The sequence below is a fragment of the Streptomyces sp. NPDC007205 genome (assembly GCF_040634095.1).
In the GTDB taxonomy this organism is placed as follows: domain Bacteria; phylum Actinomycetota; class Actinomycetes; order Streptomycetales; family Streptomycetaceae; genus Streptomyces.
In genome coordinates this window covers 181,474-197,545 of the sequence record NZ_JBEYEW010000013.1, presented here as the reverse complement: position 1 = coordinate 197,545, position 16,072 = coordinate 181,474, and the positions used below count along the sequence as shown (strand labels likewise).

Annotated in this window: 16 protein-coding genes; 1 reads left to right on the top strand and 15 read right to left on the bottom strand. The window is 69.8% G+C overall.

Translation table 11 applies throughout. From position 1 onward, the window contains the following. Positions 1-29 precede the first annotated feature (29 nt). From ABZ624_RS22820 to ABZ624_RS22750, 15 genes are all read right to left on the bottom strand, one after another. Positions 30-650, bottom strand: a complete 621-nt coding sequence (locus tag ABZ624_RS22820; RefSeq protein ID WP_360091770.1) for an ATP/GTP-binding protein — start codon at positions 648-650, stop codon at positions 30-32. Beyond that, positions 631-1,047 carry a DUF742 domain-containing protein gene (locus ABZ624_RS22815; RefSeq protein ID WP_360091767.1) on the bottom strand — a complete coding sequence of 139 codons (417 nt, stop codon included), beginning with the start codon at positions 1,045-1,047 and terminating at the stop codon, positions 631-633. Before ABZ624_RS22815 ends, ABZ624_RS22820 begins: the two co-directional genes overlap by 20 nt. Continuing rightward, entirely contained in the window at positions 1,044-1,448 is a 405-nt protein-coding gene (locus ABZ624_RS22810; protein ID WP_360091764.1) for a roadblock/LC7 domain-containing protein, read from the bottom strand. Before ABZ624_RS22810 ends, ABZ624_RS22815 begins: the two co-directional genes overlap by 4 nt. Further along, positions 1,445-3,115: an ATP-binding protein gene (locus tag ABZ624_RS22805; RefSeq protein WP_360091761.1), complete on the bottom strand. Its 1,671-nt coding sequence runs from the start codon at positions 3,113-3,115 to the stop codon at positions 1,445-1,447. The genes ABZ624_RS22810 and ABZ624_RS22805 overlap by 4 nt, the downstream gene beginning before the upstream one ends. Positions 3,116-3,463: 348 nt before the next feature. Continuing rightward, a complete protein-coding gene (locus ABZ624_RS22800; protein ID WP_360091758.1) occupies positions 3,464-6,316 on the bottom strand; it encodes a DEAD/DEAH box helicase in 2,853 nt (950 codons plus the stop codon). Between the two features lie 98 nt (positions 6,317-6,414). Beyond that, complete coding sequence (tatC, locus tag ABZ624_RS22795) at positions 6,415-7,356, bottom strand: twin-arginine translocase subunit TatC (RefSeq protein ID WP_360091755.1); 942 nt, start codon at positions 7,354-7,356, stop codon at positions 6,415-6,417. Positions 7,357-7,403: 47 nt separating this feature from the next. Continuing rightward, positions 7,404-7,706 (bottom strand): Sec-independent protein translocase subunit TatA, encoded by a 303-nt coding sequence (tatA, locus tag ABZ624_RS22790; protein WP_360091752.1) that lies wholly within the window; start codon positions 7,704-7,706, stop codon positions 7,404-7,406. 235 nt (positions 7,707-7,941) lie between these two features. After that, positions 7,942-8,136, bottom strand: coding sequence for a hypothetical protein (locus ABZ624_RS22785; protein ID WP_360091749.1), 195 nt, complete (start codon positions 8,134-8,136; stop codon positions 7,942-7,944). A 10-nt stretch (positions 8,137-8,146) separates the two neighbouring features. Beyond that, positions 8,147-8,407, bottom strand: a complete 261-nt coding sequence (locus tag ABZ624_RS22780) for a hypothetical protein (protein WP_360091851.1) — start codon at positions 8,405-8,407, stop codon at positions 8,147-8,149. A 173-nt stretch (positions 8,408-8,580) separates the two neighbouring features. Next, positions 8,581-9,570, bottom strand: a complete 990-nt coding sequence (locus tag ABZ624_RS22775; protein ID WP_360091746.1) for a WYL domain-containing protein — start codon at positions 9,568-9,570, stop codon at positions 8,581-8,583. Positions 9,571-9,584: 14 nt separating this feature from the next. Beyond that, a complete protein-coding gene (locus ABZ624_RS22770; RefSeq protein WP_360091743.1) occupies positions 9,585-10,538 on the bottom strand; it encodes a WYL domain-containing protein in 954 nt (317 codons plus the stop codon). Between the two features lie 168 nt (positions 10,539-10,706). After that, the gene (locus tag ABZ624_RS22765; RefSeq protein WP_142150777.1) at positions 10,707-11,078 is read right to left on the bottom strand and encodes an FKBP-type peptidyl-prolyl cis-trans isomerase; all 372 of its coding nucleotides are present in this window, start codon (positions 11,076-11,078) and stop codon (positions 10,707-10,709) included. A gap of 84 nt (positions 11,079-11,162) precedes the next feature. Beyond that, positions 11,163-12,161 (bottom strand): FKBP-type peptidyl-prolyl cis-trans isomerase, encoded by a 999-nt coding sequence (locus ABZ624_RS22760; RefSeq protein WP_360091740.1) that lies wholly within the window; start codon positions 12,159-12,161, stop codon positions 11,163-11,165. A gap of 142 nt (positions 12,162-12,303) precedes the next feature. Further along, entirely contained in the window at positions 12,304-13,665 is a 1,362-nt protein-coding gene (pafA, locus tag ABZ624_RS22755; protein ID WP_360091737.1) for a Pup--protein ligase, read from the bottom strand. Positions 13,666-13,674: 9 nt separating this feature from the next. Continuing rightward, entirely contained in the window at positions 13,675-14,934 is a 1,260-nt protein-coding gene (locus ABZ624_RS22750; RefSeq protein ID WP_360091734.1) for an MFS transporter, read from the bottom strand. 121 nt (positions 14,935-15,055) lie between these two features. On the opposite strand from ABZ624_RS22750, the gene ABZ624_RS22745 reads away from it, so the two are divergent. Further along, the gene (locus tag ABZ624_RS22745) at positions 15,056-16,072 is read left to right on the top strand and encodes a LacI family DNA-binding transcriptional regulator (RefSeq protein ID WP_360091731.1); all 1,017 of its coding nucleotides are present in this window, start codon (positions 15,056-15,058) and stop codon (positions 16,070-16,072) included.

Here is a 16,072-nt window from a genome sequence, read left to right as displayed (position 1 = left end):
AAAGAGTGTGGGGGTCGGTCGGCGGCGGGTCAGGTGAGGGCGCCGGTCAGGGCGATCGAGTGCAGGAAGCGCATCAGGGTCATCAGGACGTCCTTGCTGGAGGCCCGGCGGCGTACGTCGCACTCGATGATCGGGATCTCCGGGGTCAGGTCGAGCGCGGTGCGCAGTTCCTCGACGGGATAACGCGGCGCGTCGGGGAAGGAGTTGATGGCGACGACGAAGGGCACGCCGCGTTCCTCCAGCCGGCCCATGACGTCGAAGCTGACCTCCAGACGCCGGGTGTCGACGAGGACGACCGCGCCGAGCGCGCCTTCGAACAGGCCGTTCCACAGGAACCAGAAGCGCTCCTGGCCGGGGGTGCCGAAGAGGTAGAGCACCAGCTTGTCGGTGATGCTGATGCGGCCGAAGTCCATGGCCACGGTGGTGGCGGTCTTGGATTCGGACCCGTAGTTGTCGTCCACGCCGATACCGGCCTGGGTCATGGTCTCCTCGGTGGTCAGCGGTCTGATGTCGCTGACGGAGCCGACCATGGTGGTCTTGCCGACACCGAAGCCGCCCACGATCACGATCTTCACCGCGGCCTGGGCCGTGTGCGGCAGATGATCCTCGGTGCGGGGGCCGGGGATGGTGTCAGAGCCTTTGAAGTCCATGCATCACCGCTTCGAGGAGTGAACGGTCGGGTACGACCTGACGGACGACCGGGGCGCGTACCTGCACCAGTTCAGCCGTGATCAGCTCGGTGATCAGGACGGTCATCGCGCTGAACGGCAGGTTCAGGTAGGCCGACAGTTCGGCCACGGACAGGGGGTTGGCGCAGAGCCGCAGGACCGCGGCCTGCTCCGGTGAGGCGGCCGGCTGGGGGGCGTCGCGCGCCACGATCAGGGTCACGAGGTCGAGTTCGGCGCGCGCGCCGTCCTCGGATCCGGCGACGGTGTACAGCCGCTCGGGGTTCTTGGGCTCGGCCTCCGCGTCGGCCGGTTTCGGCGCGGGCGGCGGCGGAGGCGGCGGGGGCTTCGGCTCGCGCCGTTTGCGTTGTGGAGGAGTCATACGGTCTGCCCGTTCCGCCGGGGCGGACTGGTGAGGTGGGCGCCGATCCGCACGACGAGGTCGCGCATCATGCCGCTCATCCGGCCCGGCTCGCAGGTCACGTCGGCGAGCACGGCGAGGTAGGCGTTGTCGCCGGCGTTCATGAGGTAGAAGTAGCCGCCGTCGATCTCGAAGACGACGACCTGCATGTCGCCGGCGCCGGGGAGCTCCTTGATGATGGCGCCGGCCAGGCTCTGTACGCCCGCGCAGGCGGCGGCCACCCGGTCGCAGGCGTCGGGGTCGCCGCCGTAGCGGGCGATGCGCAGTCCGTCCGCGGAGAGGACCACGATCATCTCGATGCCCGGCACGCCGTCGTTGAGCTGCTTGAGCATCCAGTCGATGTTGCCTCGCTGCTGGATCACTTGAGGTCCCCCTCGTCGTCGGCCTCGGTGGTGCCCTCGACGGGCTCGTCCGCGTAGTCGTTGAGCAGGTGCACGTACTTTTCCGGGTGCCTCGTGAAGTCGGTCAGTTCGGGTCCGGTGGCGCCCTCGGGCATGCCCTTGCGCAGGCCGTTCCAGAAGTCCTCGATGCCCTGGCCGATCGGCCGCTCCATGAGCTTCCTGCGCTCGGGATCCATCTCGGGCTGCTTCGCTTCGGGCCGGGGCTGCGACCAGATGGTGGGCCTGCCCTCGCGCTCGGCCCGCTCGACCTCCGCCTTCTCGGCGAAGCGCTGGCTCAGCGGGGTCTTCATCCGGCTGCGACGCTGCGGCAGTCCGCCCGCCGTCCACTCCGTGACCTCGGGTACGTCGTCCTCCATGGTGATCCCGGCGGGGATCTTGGGGCTGGTGGGACGGCGCCTCTTCGGCGGGCGCTTGGGGCCCTCGACGGCGCCGAGCGCGGGCACCGGCGCGCCGGTGGCGCCGATGCCGTGGGCGGCCCCGACTCCGGGCTCGGTGGTGGTCATGACGCGCGGCACGATGAGGATCGCGCGGACGCCGCCGTAGGCGGAGGCGCGCAGCGAGACCTCCATGTCGAAGAACTTGCACAGGCGGCCGACGACGGCGAGGCCGAGCCGCGGGTTCTCGCCGAGGTTGTGGGCGTCGTCGCCGTTCTTGGCGTCCTCGATCATCTGCTCGATGCGGGCCCGGGACTCCTCGCTGAGGCTGACGCCGGCGTCCTCGATCTCGATGGCGATGCCGGCCTGCACCTCGGCAGCGGTGACATGCACCTTGGTCGAGGGTGGCGAGTAGCGGGTGGCGTTGTCGAGGAGTTCGGCGGCGGCGTGGATGACCGGCTCGACGGCGGTGCCCTTGATGTTGATGTTGACGATCGAGTTCAGCTCGATGCGGCGGTACTCCAGGATGCGCGACATGGCGCCGCGCAGGGTGCTGTAGAGGGAGACCGGCAGGGGCCACTGGCGGCCGGGGCGGCCGCCGCCGAGGACGGCGATGGTGTCGGCGAGGCGGCCGATCAGCGAGGTGCCGTGGTCGATGCGCAGCAGGTCGTCGAACACCTCGGGGTTGCGGCCGTGGTCCTCCTCCATCTCCCGCAGTTCGTTGGACTGCTGGTGGACGATGGCCTGGACGCGGCGGGCGATGCTCACGTAGGAGCGCTCGGTGGCGTCGCGCATGTTGATCTCGTGGTCGGCGCCGCGCAGCGCGACGCGGAACATCTCGCGGTACATCTCGGGCAGGCCGCGCAGTTCGGGGTCGACGTCGTAGGCGTTGACCAGCACGTCCCGCAGCGGTTCGCCGGCGCGCAGCCGCTGCAGGCCGTACGGGATGACGTCGGTGGCGAAGCGCGCGATCAGCTGGTCGTGGGCGGCGAGCCGGTGCTCCAGATACGCGGTGTGACGGGCGTACTCGGCCTGCTGCTCGCGGAGCCTGCGGCCGCGGCGGGCGGCCTCCGCACCCGTGGCGAGGACCAGCAGCAGGGCCAGCGCCCCGAGCGCGCCGACGGTGATGCGGGCCGACGCCGGCGCCAGGGCGACGGCGGCTCCGGTCGCGGCGGCCATCACTATGGCTGGGAGCAACAGCACGCGCGCATAGGGACGTTCGCGGCCGCCGGGAGGCTTCTGAACACTCACCATGGATGCCTTCTGAGACGAATCGGCTGGGTGTCGGGAGAGCTTTCGGGGGGAAGGTTCATGGAACTGTTGGGATCTGTCGCATGTTTGGGAACAAGCGCACGAATTGCCTCAACTCGGTGCGCCGCGGGCGAGCTTAGTCCGACCGGATCATCGCCGTGTCATATTCAGCAAGCACCTGAAATCGCCCGCGCAACAGGAGTACGCTCGGCTTATTTACACGCCGGGTCATTATTCGAACACATTCGGTCACGGCGCACAGGTATGCGAGAGTAACTCACCGTAATGAGTGAAGGGGCCGCAGACGCGACCCCTTCACCCCACCCGGACCCGCACCCGCGAGTCGTCAGGTCACCCCACCGACGAGTAGGCGACAACCCCTCGCAGCAACTGATCGACAGCCTTGCGCGCGGCCTTGGCCACGGTCGACCCCTCGGAGACAGCCGCCGCCGAGATCTGACCCAGCACGTCGATCACCTGCTTGCACCACCGCACGAAGTCCCCCGCGGGCATCTCTGCCTCGCGCAGCACCTCGTCGAGCCCCATGCCCGAGGCCCACATGTACGCGGCCCAGGCGAAGCCGAGGTCCGGCTCCCGCTGTCCGACGCCCTCGGTCTGGCTGATCCGGAACTCCTCCTCCAGACCGTCCAGCCGGCCCCAGATCCGCACCATCTCGCCGAGCGCGGCCTTCGCCCTGCCCGAGGGCAGCTTGGGCACCATCGCGTCGTCGCCGACCCGTGCCTCGTACACCAACGCCGAGACGCAGGCGGCGAGTTCCGCCGGGCCGAGTCCTTCCCAGACGCCCTCACGCAGGCACTCGCTGGCCAGCAGGTCGAGTTCGCCGTACAGCCGGGCGAGCCGCTTGCCGTGCTCGGTGACCTCGTTGCCGCGCAGATAGTCCAGCTCGGTCAGCAGGGCCACGATCCGGTCGAAGGTCCGCGCGATGGTGTTCGTACGGCCCTCGATCCGACGCTCCAGCTGCGAGGTGTCACGCAGCAGCCGGTGGTAGCGCTCGGCCCAACGGGCATGGTCCTCGCGGTCGTTGCAGCCATGGCACGGATGGGCGCGGATCGCGGTCCGCAGCCGGGCGATCTCACGGTCGTCGGCGGCCTGCGAACGCTTTTTACGGGCCCGCTCCGACGGGATGTGCCCGGCCTTGGTGCGCAGCGCGGAGGCCAGGTCGCGGCGGGACTGCGGCGAGCGCGGGTTGAAGGACTTCGGGATCCGCATCCGGTCCAGCGGCTCGACCGGCACCGGGAAGTCCATCGACGCCAGCCGCTTGACCTGCCGCTCGGCGGTCAGCACCAGCGGGCGCGGCCCGTCGTAGTGATCGTAGCCGCGGTGGCCGTTGGAACGGCCGGCGGGCAGACCGGGGTCCAGCACCAGGGCCAGACCGGCGTACTTGCCCGTGGGTACGTGGATGACGTCGCCCGGCTTGAGCCGCTCCAGGGCGCTGGCGGCCTCGGCGCGCCGCTGGTTGGCGCCCTGCCGGGCCAGCTCGGTCTCCCGGTCCTTCAGCTCGCGGCGCAGCCGCGCGTACTCCTCGAAGTCGCCGAGGTGGCAGGTCATGGAGGCCTTGTAGCCGGCCAGCCCCTCCTCGTTGCGCTGGACCTGGCGGGAGATCCCGACGACCGACTTGTCCGCCTGGAACTGTGCGAAGGAGGTCTCCAGCAGCTCGCGCGAGCGGTGCCGGCCGAACTGCTCGACCAGGTTGACCGCCATGTTGTACGACGGCCTGAAGCTGGAGCGCAGCGGATACGTGCGCGTGCCCGCGAGACCGGCGAGGTGCTCCGGGCTCATGCCGCGCTGCCACAGCACGACCGCGTGCCCCTCGATGTCGATGCCCCGGCGGCCCGCACGGCCCGTCAGCTGGGTGTACTCGCCCGGCGTGATGTCGGCGTGCTGCTCGCCGTTCCACTTGACGAGCTTCTCCAACACCACCGAGCGGGCGGGCATGTTGATACCGAGGGCGAGGGTCTCGGTCGCGAACACCGCCTTGACCAGGCCACGGACGAACAGCTCCTCGACGACCTCCTTGAAGGTCGGCAGCATGCCCGCGTGATGGGCGGCGATGCCCCGCTCCAGACCCTCCAGCCATTCGTAGTAGCCGAGGACGTGCAGGTCCTCCTGCGCGATGTGGGAGGTGCGTTCCTCGACCAGGGCGCGGACGCGGTCCCGCGCCTCCTCGTCGTTGAGCCTCAGGCCCGCGTACAGGCACTGCTGGACGGCGGCCTCGCAGGCGGCGCGGCTGAAGATGAAGGTGATGGCCGGCAGCAGGCCCTCGGAGTCCAGCCGCTCGATGACCTCGGGACGGCCCGGCGTCCACACGCGCGAGCGCTGTCTGCGCTCCCGCTCGCGGTCGGCCTCCCGCATCGCACGGCCGCGCCGCCGGTCCTGGTACGACGGTCTCGTCGCCTCCATGCGGGCCAGGCGGACGAGGTCGGGGTTGACGGCCTTCTTGTGGCCCTCGCCCTCCTCGAACAGGTCGTACATCCTCCGCCCGGCGAGGACGTGCTGGAACAGGGGCACGGGCCGGTGCTCGGAGACGATCACCTCGGTGTCGCCGCGGACGGTGTCCAGCCAGTCACCGAACTCCTCGGCATTGGAGACGGTCGCCGACAGCGACACCAGGGTCACCGACTCGGGCAGGTGGATGATCACCTCTTCCCAGACGGCGCCGCGGAAGCGGTCGGAGAGGTAGTGCACCTCGTCCATGACCACGTAGCCGAGGCCGAGGAGGGTCTGGGAGCCGGCGTAGAGCATGTTCCGCAGGACCTCGGTGGTCATCACGACCACCGGCGCCTCGGAGTTCACGCTGTTGTCGCCGGTGAGCAGGCCGACCTTCTCCGTGCCGTAGCGGCGGCACAGGTCGGCGTACTTCTGGTTCGACAGCGCCTTGATGGGTGTCGTGTAGAAGCACTTCTTGCCCTGCTGGAGGGCGAGGTGGACGGCGAACTCGCCCACGATCGTCTTGCCCGAGCCGGTGGGGGCGGCCACCAGTACGCCCTTGCCCGCCTCGAGTGCCTGGCAGGCCTCGATCTGGAAGGGGTCGAGGCCGAAGTCGTACATCTCGCGGAAGGACGCGAGCGCGGTGGCCTGCTCGGCTGCCCGCCTGCGGGCTGCCGCGTACCGCTCGGCCGGTGAGAGGTCCTCTGTCATCGTGCTTTCGAGCGTACCGGGCGCCACTGACAACAGGACGATCATTATCCGGAAGTGGGCTGATCGACAGCTACGGACCCGCACAGACCAATGCCCCCGCCGGTGGGGCGGGGGCCTCGTGCGCGACTCGGTGCGGCGCGGGCTCAGGTCACGTCGTCGTAGCCGTTGACCCGGTCCGTGCCGGGCAGCTCGGGAGCGGCGCTCGCGGCCACTGCCTCCACCTCGTCGATCTCCTCGGGCGTGAGGTCCAGCTCGGACGCCTCGTCGTCTCCGGGGCCCTGGGCCTCGCGGCGGGCTCGGCGCCGGTCATTGAGCAGCGCGATGGCCACGGCGATGAAGTAGAGCCCCCAGATCGGCGCCGCCAGCGCCAGCATCGTCATCGGGTCGGGGCTGGGCGTGGCCACGGCCGCGAAGACGGTGATGCCGACGACCATGCCGCGCCACCAGCCCAGCATGCGCCGCCCGGACAAGACGCCGGTGAGGTTGAGCATGACCAGCAGCAGCGGCATCTCGAAGGCGAGGCCGAAGACGACGATCATGCGGGTGACCAGGTCCAGCAGGTCGTCCAGCGGCAGCAGGTTCTCCGCACCGCTCGGTGTCAGGTCGATCATCACCCGCGCCGTGGTGGGCAGCACGTGGAAAGCGAGGTAGCCGCCGCCGAGGAAGAGCGGGAAGCCGAAACCGACGAACGCGTAGGCGTACTTCTTCTCGTGACGGTGCAGGCCGGGCGCGACGAACGCCCACAGCTGGTAGAGCCAGACCGGCGACGCGAGCACGACACCGGCCATCAGGGCGACCTTCAGGGCCAGGGTGAAGGGTGCCAGCAGACCGCTGACGGTGATGTGCGCGCAGTGGACGTTCTTGACCTTGGCCAGCTCACCGAAAGACTGGTGACAGCCGATCTCGTCGAGCACCGGCCGGGTGATGAAGTTGACGATGTCCCGGTAGAAGAACGCCGCCACGATCGTGACGACCAGGATCGCCAGGACACCCTTCGCGAGCCGGTTGCGCAGCTCACGCAAGTGATCCGCGAGCGGCATCCGCCCCTCGGGATCCCTCTCCTTGTTGCGGGCAGACTTGAGCAACCCACATCCTCATCTCGTGCAGCGGACCGGACGCCCCGGCCCTCGCGTCAGCGCTGGGTCGTGTCCGTCGGCTCGTTGACCGGCCGGGAGCTGGCCACGTCGCCGGGGGCGGCCTGGATCGTGCGCTGAGCCGGAGCGGGCTCCTCGGCGGACTGGGCGGTGCCGGCAGCCTGGGCGGTGCCGTCGGACTGCTTGCCGTCGTCCTTCATCGCCTTCGCCTCGCTCTTGAGGATGCGAGCGGACTTGCCGAGCGAGCGCGCCATGTCCGGGAGCTTCTTGGAGCCGAACACCAGCAGGATCACCACAATCAGCAGCACCAGGTGCCACGGCTCAAGTCCGTTGCGGAACATAAATCTTCACCTTCTCACCGAGGCGGGGCGGCGGGCCTTGTCCGACCCGTCGGACAAGTATCTGACCATCGTGCTGGCAGCGATCGTAACGCCCTGGGGTGAACGGTGGACCATCCCCGGGCGTACTCCCGCTCTGCGGACCGCGCCTCGTTCTCCGGGCCGCGACCAGCAGCGTACCTGGCCGGGCGGGCGGGGTGACAGGGCGAAGTGACCCAAAGCGCACGACGTAACGCAATCACAGCGTATCCACGGCATGGGCCGCGCTGACCGCCGCCCGCTCCAGGTCTTCCGCCGCCCTGTTGATTCGGCGCGCGGAGTCCGCGACCTGCTGACCGAGCCGCCGCGCCTCCAGGAAGACCCGGACGGCGAGCACCCCCAGCACAGCGAGACCCAGGAAACCCAGCACTACCGCGAACATCGGCCAGAACATGACGTCGAGACTAGACGGTGGTGTGCAGCCTGAGCGTCCGGACCCCGCCGCCGGTGAGCAGCTCGACGATGCGTTCCCCGGCGGGCTTGCGGACGGCGGCACCGCACTCGGGGCAGGTGAAGGAGTAGAACGTCGTCCGGCTGGTGGCGCCGATGGCGAGGCGCAGCGCGCTCGCGGCGAGCTCGAAGCGGCCCCGGCAGTCCGGGCAGCCCGCCTTGAACACCACGGGGACCACTCGTCTCATCCCTGCGAAGGCGGCCGCCACCGTCATCTCACCCACACCGGACACCGGAGACTCGCTCACAGCCTCGCTCCTTCTCGTGATCGTTCGCCGGCCGGCGATGCGTCGGCGCTCCGCCGGCGGGGCCGCGATGCGCCGTCCTTCGTCTGCGGCGCCATCGTGGCTGGTCGCGCAGCTCCTCGCGCCCCTTTCGGGGCGCTGCCTCACCGCGGCGCCGTGTCGTACGCCGCCAGCGCCTCCGCGGCCGCTCTCCGGGCGCTTTCGGCCAGCTCCGGCGGGGAGACGATCCGGCCGTCGCGGCCGAGCCGCAGCGCCAGCCGGCGCAACGAGGCCGGATCGGGGGTCCGCAGCGTGATACGCAGCCCGCCGTCGGGAAGCTCGTCGGCGCTGTCGTGCGGGTAGTACTCGGCCACCCAGCGGCCGCCCGGGCCGACCTCGGCGACGACCTCCGGGTCCTCGGCGGCCGGCTGCACCAGGGCCTCGGACAGGTCCCGCGGCTCGATCTCGGGCGGTGCGGACGGCTCGTCCAGGATCCTGATCTCCGCGACCCGGTCCAGCCGGAAGGTGCGCCGCGCCTCGGAGCGGCGGCACCAGGCCTCCACATAGGTGTGGCCGACGCTGACCAGGCGGATCGGGTCGATCTCCCGCTCGGTGACCTCGTCGCGGGCCGGGGAGTAGTAGCGGATCCACAGCCGGCGGCGCTCGGAGATCGCCCGGTCGACGTCGGCGAAGACCCCGCCCTCGGACTCGAAGGTCACCGACAGCCGGGAACTCGCACCGGCGGCCTCACCGGCGGCGGCCTCCACCTTGGCGGTGGCCCGCAGCAGGGCCTGCCGGTCGCCCTCGCGCAGGCCCGGCAGGGTCGCCACCGCGCGGGCGGCCACCAGCAGGGCCGTGGCCTCGTCGGCGGCGAGCCGCAGCGGCTCGGCCGCCTCCTCGCCGAGCGCGGCCGGATTGTGCCACCAGATGCGCTCGCCGTCGGTGTCGATGTCCAGCAGATCGCCGCCGCGGAAGCTGGTGCCGCACATGGGCAGCAGATCGAGATCGGCGACCAGCTCGTCCTCGGTGATACCGAAGGCACGCGCCACATCCGCGATCCGCGCGCCGGGACGCTCCCGCAGATAGGTCACCAGGGAGAGCATCCGCCGGGTCTGGTCGATGGCGTTCACGGGCCTGACCGGTTTGCCTGCCACAGTCCTGCTCCCCCTCAGCCCTTGGCCACGGCACGCAGCCGGTCCACCACGTCCGCGCGCAGCTCGGCCGGCTCCAGGACCACCACGTCCGGCCCGAACTCCACCAGCCAGGCGTCCAGGCCGTGCCCGTACGGAATCTCCAACTCGTCCCAGCCGTCACCGAGTTCCCGCACGCCGGTGGCCTTCGCCCGAAGGGGGTAACCGGCGCCGGAACGCAGCCGGATCAGGGCCGTACCGTCGGCGATCTCTCCCGCCCAGCTCGCCACGGTCTCCCGGACGGTGACGACATCGGGCACGGGAGCGGTGAAGCCCGTACCGCGCGAGCGGACCCTGCCGGTGATCCGGGAGAGCCGGAAGACGCGCTCGGCACCCCGGTCCCGGTCGAAACCGGCCAGGTACCAGTGCCCGCGCCAGCACTCCAGCGCCCACGGCTCCACATGCCGGGGCTCGGGGCGGGCGGCGGAGGCCTTGCGGTAGTCGAAGACGACCGTGCGGCGGTCCCGGCAGGCCAGCATCAGCGGCTCGAAGGCGGCCTCGTGCACCGGGATACGGGGCTCCAGCGCGCCGTGCGCCTCGTACGGGTCGACGTCCTCGGGCAGCCCCGCGGCACGCAGCTTCTGCAGGGCACCGCTGGCGGCGCCGGCGAGGCGGGCCTGCTGCCACACCTTCGCGGCCAGCCCCAGCGCCGCGGCCTCCTCGGCGTCCAGGGTGATCGGCGGCAGGCGGTTGCTGTCACGGCGGGCGAGATAGCCGACCTCGCCGTCCAGGTTCTCCACCGTCTCGATGACCAGGCCCAGCTCGCGCAGGTCGTCCTTGTCCCGCTCGAACATCCGGTTGAAGGAGTCGTCGCTGCCCGCCTCGAGGTAGGCCTCGATGGACTCGCGCAGCTCGCGCTTGCTGAGCGGCCGACGGGTGCCGAGCAGACACAGCGCGAGGTTCATCAGCCGCTCGGCCTTGGCAATGGCCATCGACGCCCTTCGCCTTTCCTCTGGTGCTTCCGAGCGATGACCGTACCGCTCCGCAGTGCGGTGGCAAAGCCGAGGGCCCATGCCCGAGCAGGCATGGGCCCCAGGTGATCGGATCCGGTCGCACCCGGCCGGTCGGCCGGGAGTGGACCGGCGTGGATCAGACCGGCATCAGACGCCGAGCAGGTCCACCACGAAGATCAGGGTCTCGCCCGGCTTGATCGCCGGGGTCGGGCTCTGGTTGCCGTAGGCGAGGTGGGCGGGGATCGTCAGCTGGCGGCGGCCACCGACCTTCATGCCCTGCACGCCCTGGTCCCAGCCCTTGATGACACGGCCCCCGCCGAGCGGGAAGCGGAACGGGGTGCCCCGGTTCCAGCTCGCGTCGAACTCCTCGCCCGTGCTGAAGGCGACACCCACATAGTGGACGGTGACGGTCTGACCCGCCTGCGCCACCGCCCCGTCGCCCTCCCAGATGTCCTTGATCTCGAGGTCCGCCGGGGGCTCGCCGCCCGGGAAGTCGATCTCGGGCTTCTCGATGCTCACGTCAAAAGCTCCTGCTTGTGTACGACACGAAACACGGACAGTCTTTCATCCCCGCGCCCCCGCCGCCCGCCACGGACACCCCCGCTACACCGCCGCGAGGATGTCCACCGTGAACACCAGCGTCGCACCCTTCTTGACGACACCACCGCTCGGCGGAGTGTTGCCGTAACCCAGCTCCGGCGGCACCACGACCAGCACCCGGCTGCCGGCCTTCTTGCCGGTCAGCCCCTGCGCCAGGCCCTTGACCGCCTGCTGCAGCTGCTCCACCGCGAACTGGGCGAGCCGGCCCGAGCCGTACGTCCGCTGGAAGGTTTTGCCACTGTCCCAGACCAGCCCCTGGAACTGGCACAGCACCGCCTGGTCCGCCTTCAGCTCGGGACCGTCCCCCTCCAGGACGTACGTCGACACCAGCTTCTTCGGCGGATCCGTCTTCGGCACGGTCACCTTGGGCACATTGCCGTCCGTGTTGGTGGCCACCTTGGGCAGCGCGGCGTCCGTCTGCGCGACCGGCTTGCCCTTGGCCGAGCTCTTCGAGTTGAAGGAATCGATCAGGTCGATGACGAACACCAGCGTGTCCGTCCCCTTGATACCCGCCCGCGGCTCACCCGACTTGCCGTAACCCCAGGTGGGCGGCACCGCGATCTCGACACGGCTGCCGGCCTTCTTGCCCGCCAGCGCATACCGCCAGCCGTCGATGGCCTGGCCCTGGACCAGCGGCAGCACCAGCGGCCGCTTCTTGTCGTAGGAGTTGTCGAAGACCTTGCCCGTGTCCCAGATCTGTCCCAGGTAGTTCGCCTGGACGAAGTCGTTCTCCGCGATCGCACCGCCACTGCCCGCGATCACCGTCTTCACCGCCAGGTTCTTCGACGGCTCACCCGACCCCTTGGCCACGGTCGGCTTCTCACCGAACTTCGTACCCGCCGTGATCGCCGGCAGCGGCCCCTCCACGATCTTCGGCGGAGGCGGCGCGGACACCGACGGCGAGGCACTCGCCTTGCTGGAATCGGACGTGCCGTCACCGCAGCCGGCAACAGTGACCAGTCCTGCGGGTACGGCAGCGAGAAGGAGAGAGCGTCGGCGCACGGAAGAGCCTCGTAATCGGTCGGTCCTGTGATGGCGTGCGCGCAACTCTACGGCGAGAGAAGGGCGCCGTACGGGAAACGTACGACGCCCGTGTGGCGTTCCGGCATTGCACATCCGAAACGCTTGACTCCTCCGCTTTCCCCTACATTCCGGCGATCAGCTTCTCCACCCGGTCGTCCACCGAACGGAACGGGTCCTTGCACAATACGGTGCGCTGTGCCTGGTCGTTGAGCTTCAGATGCACCCAGTCGACCGTGAAGTCCCTGCGCTGTTCCTGTGCCCGCCGGATGAAGTCACCGCGCAACCGCGCACGAGTGGTCTGCGGCGGAACCGACTTGCCCTCGAAGATCTTCAAGTCGTTGCAGATCCGGGCCGCCTGACCCTTCTTCTCCAGCAGGTAGTACAGGCCACGACGACGGTGGATGTCGTGGTAGGCGAGGTCTATCTGGGCGACCCGCGGATGCGACATCGTCATGTTGTGCTTCGCCCGGTACCGCTCGATGAGCTTGTACTTCATCACCCAGTCGATCTCGGTGGCGATCCGGTCGAGTTCCTCGCTCTCGATCGCGTCCAGCGTACGGCCCCACAGCTCCAGCACCTGCGCGACCGTCCCCGTGCGGATACTGCGGCGGTCGCAGAAGTCCACGGCCTTGTCGAAGTACTCCCGCTGCACCTCCAGCGCCGATGCCTCGCGGCCACTGGCCAGACGCACCTTACGGCGACCGGTGATGTCATGGCTGACCTCGCGGATCGCCCGGATCGGGTTCTCCAGGGTCAGATCACGCATCACGGTGCCCGCCTCGATCATGCGCAGCACCAGGTCCGTGGCACCGACCTTCAGCAGCATCGTCGTCTCGGACATGTTCGAGTCACCGACGATGACATGCAGCCGGCGATACCGCTCGGCGTCCGCGTGCGGCTCGTCACGCGTGTTGATGATGGGCCTCGAACGGGTCGTCGCCGAGGACACACCCTCCCAGATGTGCTCCGCGCGCTGGCTGACGCAGTACACCGCACCGCGCGGCGTCTGCAGCACCTTCCCCGCCCCGCACAGCAGCTGCCGCGTCACCAGGAACGGGATGAGGATGTCCGCGAGTCGCGAGAACTCCCCGTGCCGGGCCACCAGATAGTTCTCGTGACAGCCGTAGGAGTTGCCCGCCGAGTCCGTGTTGTTCTTGAACAGGTAGACGTCGCCCGCGATTCCCTCCTCGTGCAGGCGTCGTTCCGCGTCCACCAGGAGTCCTTCGAGAATGCGCTCGCCGGCCTTGTCGTGGGTGACCAGTTCGATCACGTTGTCACATTCGGGTGTCGCGTATTCCGGATGTGAGCCCACGTCGAGATACAGCCGGGCGCCGTTTCGCAGAAAGACATTGCTGCTGCGGCCCCATGACACGACACGGCGGAAGAGGTACCGCGCCACCTCGTCAGGAGACAGGCGCCGCTGTCCCCTGAACGTGCACGTGACGCCGTACTCGTTCTCCAGCCCGAAAATGCGGCGGTCCATGACTGAACATTACGCCCGATCCCCTGAGCTGAAACGGGGTTCGACAGCACGATTTGGATCAGTTTCCGATGAAGACGCAACAACCCCGCCCCACGCGGGAGCTGCGAGGACCCGCCCCGTACCGAGCAGCACCAGCAACGACACCGCCCCCGCGGCACCCGGAACCGCGAAACCCCAGACCGTGCCACCGGCCTGGACCACCGGCCCCGCCACCCCCGTCCCCACCGAAGCACCCACCGTGAACGTCGTCACAAGCCAGGAGAAAGCCTCGGTGACCGTCCCGCTCGGCGCGTGCCGGTCCACGATGATGAACGCACAGGCGATACACGGCGCCAGGAACACCCCCGACACCACCGTCAGCAGCACCATCGGCACCGCACCCGGCGTCAGCATCAACGGCAGATAACACACCGCCAGAAGGGCGACGAGCACCCGCAGTCGCCGCTCGGGCACCCCGGCCCACCGACGCGCCCCGTACACCGTGCCACCGGCCAGCGCCCCCAGCCCCAGCCCCGCCATCATCCAGCCGTACACCGCGGCACCGCCATGACCGTCCGCGTACGACACCGACGCCACCGTGATCGAACCCAGCGCCATACCGACGAACAGAAACGCACCCAGCAGCGCCAAAAGCCCCGGTGAGCGCAGAGCGCCCAGCCAGTGCGCGTCACGCGGAGCCGACCGCCACGCGCGCGAAGGCGGCGAAACCACCACGGACAGCGCCCCCAGCACCCCCAGAAGACTCAGCACCAGCAGAGCGGCCCGCTCGTCCCACAGCGACACGCACAGCGTCACCAGCAGCGGCCCGACGGTGAACATGACCTCCTGCGCGATCGCGTCCATGGCGTACGCCGTGTGCACCTGCTCCTCGCCGCGCAGCACCGACGGCCACAAGGCCCGCAGCCCCCCTTCCAGCGGCGGGGTGAACAGACCGGCCGCCGCCACCGCCGCGTACGCGAGCGGCAACGGACCGGTACCGCAGAACGCGAAGAGCGTCATCGACAGCGCCGCCAGCACAGCCGCCGGCAACTGCACACGCGGCTGGCCGTACAGGTCGACCAGCCGCCCCAGCACCGGCTGCCCCACGGCGTTCGCCACCCCGTAGACCGCCGCCAGGGCGCCCGCCAGGCTGTACGTGCCGCCCTCGGCGCGCACGAAGAGCACCAGGGCGATCGCCGCCGTGGCATTGGGCAACCGGCCCACCAGCGTGCCGGTGAGCAGCCGCAGCGCGTGCCTCGCCCGGAGTATCTCCAGATATCCCGTGGCCATGTGCTGCCCTCCAGCGACTCGACCGGGGCGCCGCGACGCCCCTACGTTTTACGTATAACCCCTTCGTCCATACGTACCATGAGCGCTGTTCACACGTCCAGACGAAAGAGGCAGACCCACGGTGGCACGCAGCAGCACGCGCCCGACCAGCCGGGACGTCGCCCAGGCGGCCGGAGTCTCCCAAGCCGCCGTCTCCCTCGTACTCGGCGACAAATGGCGCGGCCGCGTCTCCGAAACCACCGCCGAACGCGTCCGCGAAGCCGCACGCGACCTCGGCTACCGCCCCAACCTCGCCGCCCGAAACCTCCGCCTCGGCCACACCCGCACCGTCCTGCTCGTCGTCCCGGCCCTGACCACCGAATTCTTCGCCGGCGTCTACACCGGCGCCGCACGAGTCGCCGCCGAAAACGGCTTCGGCGTCGTCCTCTACCCCTCCCCCGAAGGCATCGGCCCCGCCCGAGATCCCTTCGCCTCGGCCCAGGCCGCCCTGGACGGCGTCATCGCCTCCTCCATGGCCGCCGACGCCCTCACCGCCATCCACGGCGACCAACTCCCCCTCGTCATGCTCGACAGCGACCCCCGAGGCAGTCTCGGCGCCGCCACCGTCAACCTCGACATCACCGACGGCATCCGCCAGATCACCGAACACCTCCTCGGCCTCGGCCACCGCCGCATCCTCCACCTCGCCGCCGACGTACCCTCCTGGACCTTCGAGGTACGCGCGCGCGAACTGGCGGCCCGCATGGCGGCCGTACCGGGCACCGAGGTACGCACGGCCCGGTCCCCCATCTCCATCGACGGAGCCCTGGCCGCCACCGAAACCGCACTCACCACACCCGGACCCCGGCCCACCGCCGTCGTCTGCGACGACGACAAACTCGCCGCCGGCGCCTACAAAGCCCTACGCCGCCTCGGCCTGCGCATCCCCGACGACATCTCCGTCACCGGCGTCGACGACCTCGGCCTCGCCACCGCCATCGACCCCGAACTCACGACGGTACGACTCGACGCCGAACTCTTCGGAGAACGCGGCATGCGAGCCCTCCTCGCCGTCCTGGAAGGCCGGCAGCCGCAGCGCGGGGACATCCCGGTCCACCTGGTCGTCCGAGGCTCCACGGCCCCGCCAGGGGCCACTTAG

Excerpts from the sequence above, each read along its gene's own strand:
- ABZ624_RS22820 (WP_360091770.1), bottom strand. The coding sequence starts at position 650 with ATGGACTTCAAAGGCTCTGACACCATCCCCGGCCCCCGCACCGAGGAT.
- ABZ624_RS22750 (WP_360091734.1), bottom strand. The coding sequence starts at position 14,934 with ATGGCCACGGGATATCTGGAGATACTCCGGGCGAGGCACGCGCTGCGG.
- ABZ624_RS22770 (WP_360091743.1), bottom strand. The coding sequence starts at position 10,538 with ATGGCCATTGCCAAGGCCGAGCGGCTGATGAACCTCGCGCTGTGTCTG.
- ABZ624_RS22800 (WP_360091758.1), bottom strand. The coding sequence starts at position 6,316 with ATGATCGTCCTGTTGTCAGTGGCGCCCGGTACGCTCGAAAGCACGATG.
- ABZ624_RS22780 (WP_360091851.1), bottom strand. The coding sequence starts at position 8,407 with ATGACGGTGGCGGCCGCCTTCGCAGGGATGAGACGAGTGGTCCCCGTG.
- ABZ624_RS22805 (WP_360091761.1), bottom strand. The coding sequence starts at position 3,115 with ATGGTGAGTGTTCAGAAGCCTCCCGGCGGCCGCGAACGTCCCTATGCG.
- ABZ624_RS22815 (WP_360091767.1), bottom strand. The coding sequence starts at position 1,047 with ATGACTCCTCCACAACGCAAACGGCGCGAGCCGAAGCCCCCGCCGCCT.
- tatA (WP_360091752.1), bottom strand. The coding sequence starts at position 7,706 with ATGTTCCGCAACGGACTTGAGCCGTGGCACCTGGTGCTGCTGATTGTG.
- pafA (WP_360091737.1), bottom strand. The coding sequence starts at position 13,665 with ATGGACCGCCGCATTTTCGGGCTGGAGAACGAGTACGGCGTCACGTGC.
- ABZ624_RS22785 (WP_360091749.1), bottom strand. The coding sequence starts at position 8,136 with ATGTTCTGGCCGATGTTCGCGGTAGTGCTGGGTTTCCTGGGTCTCGCT.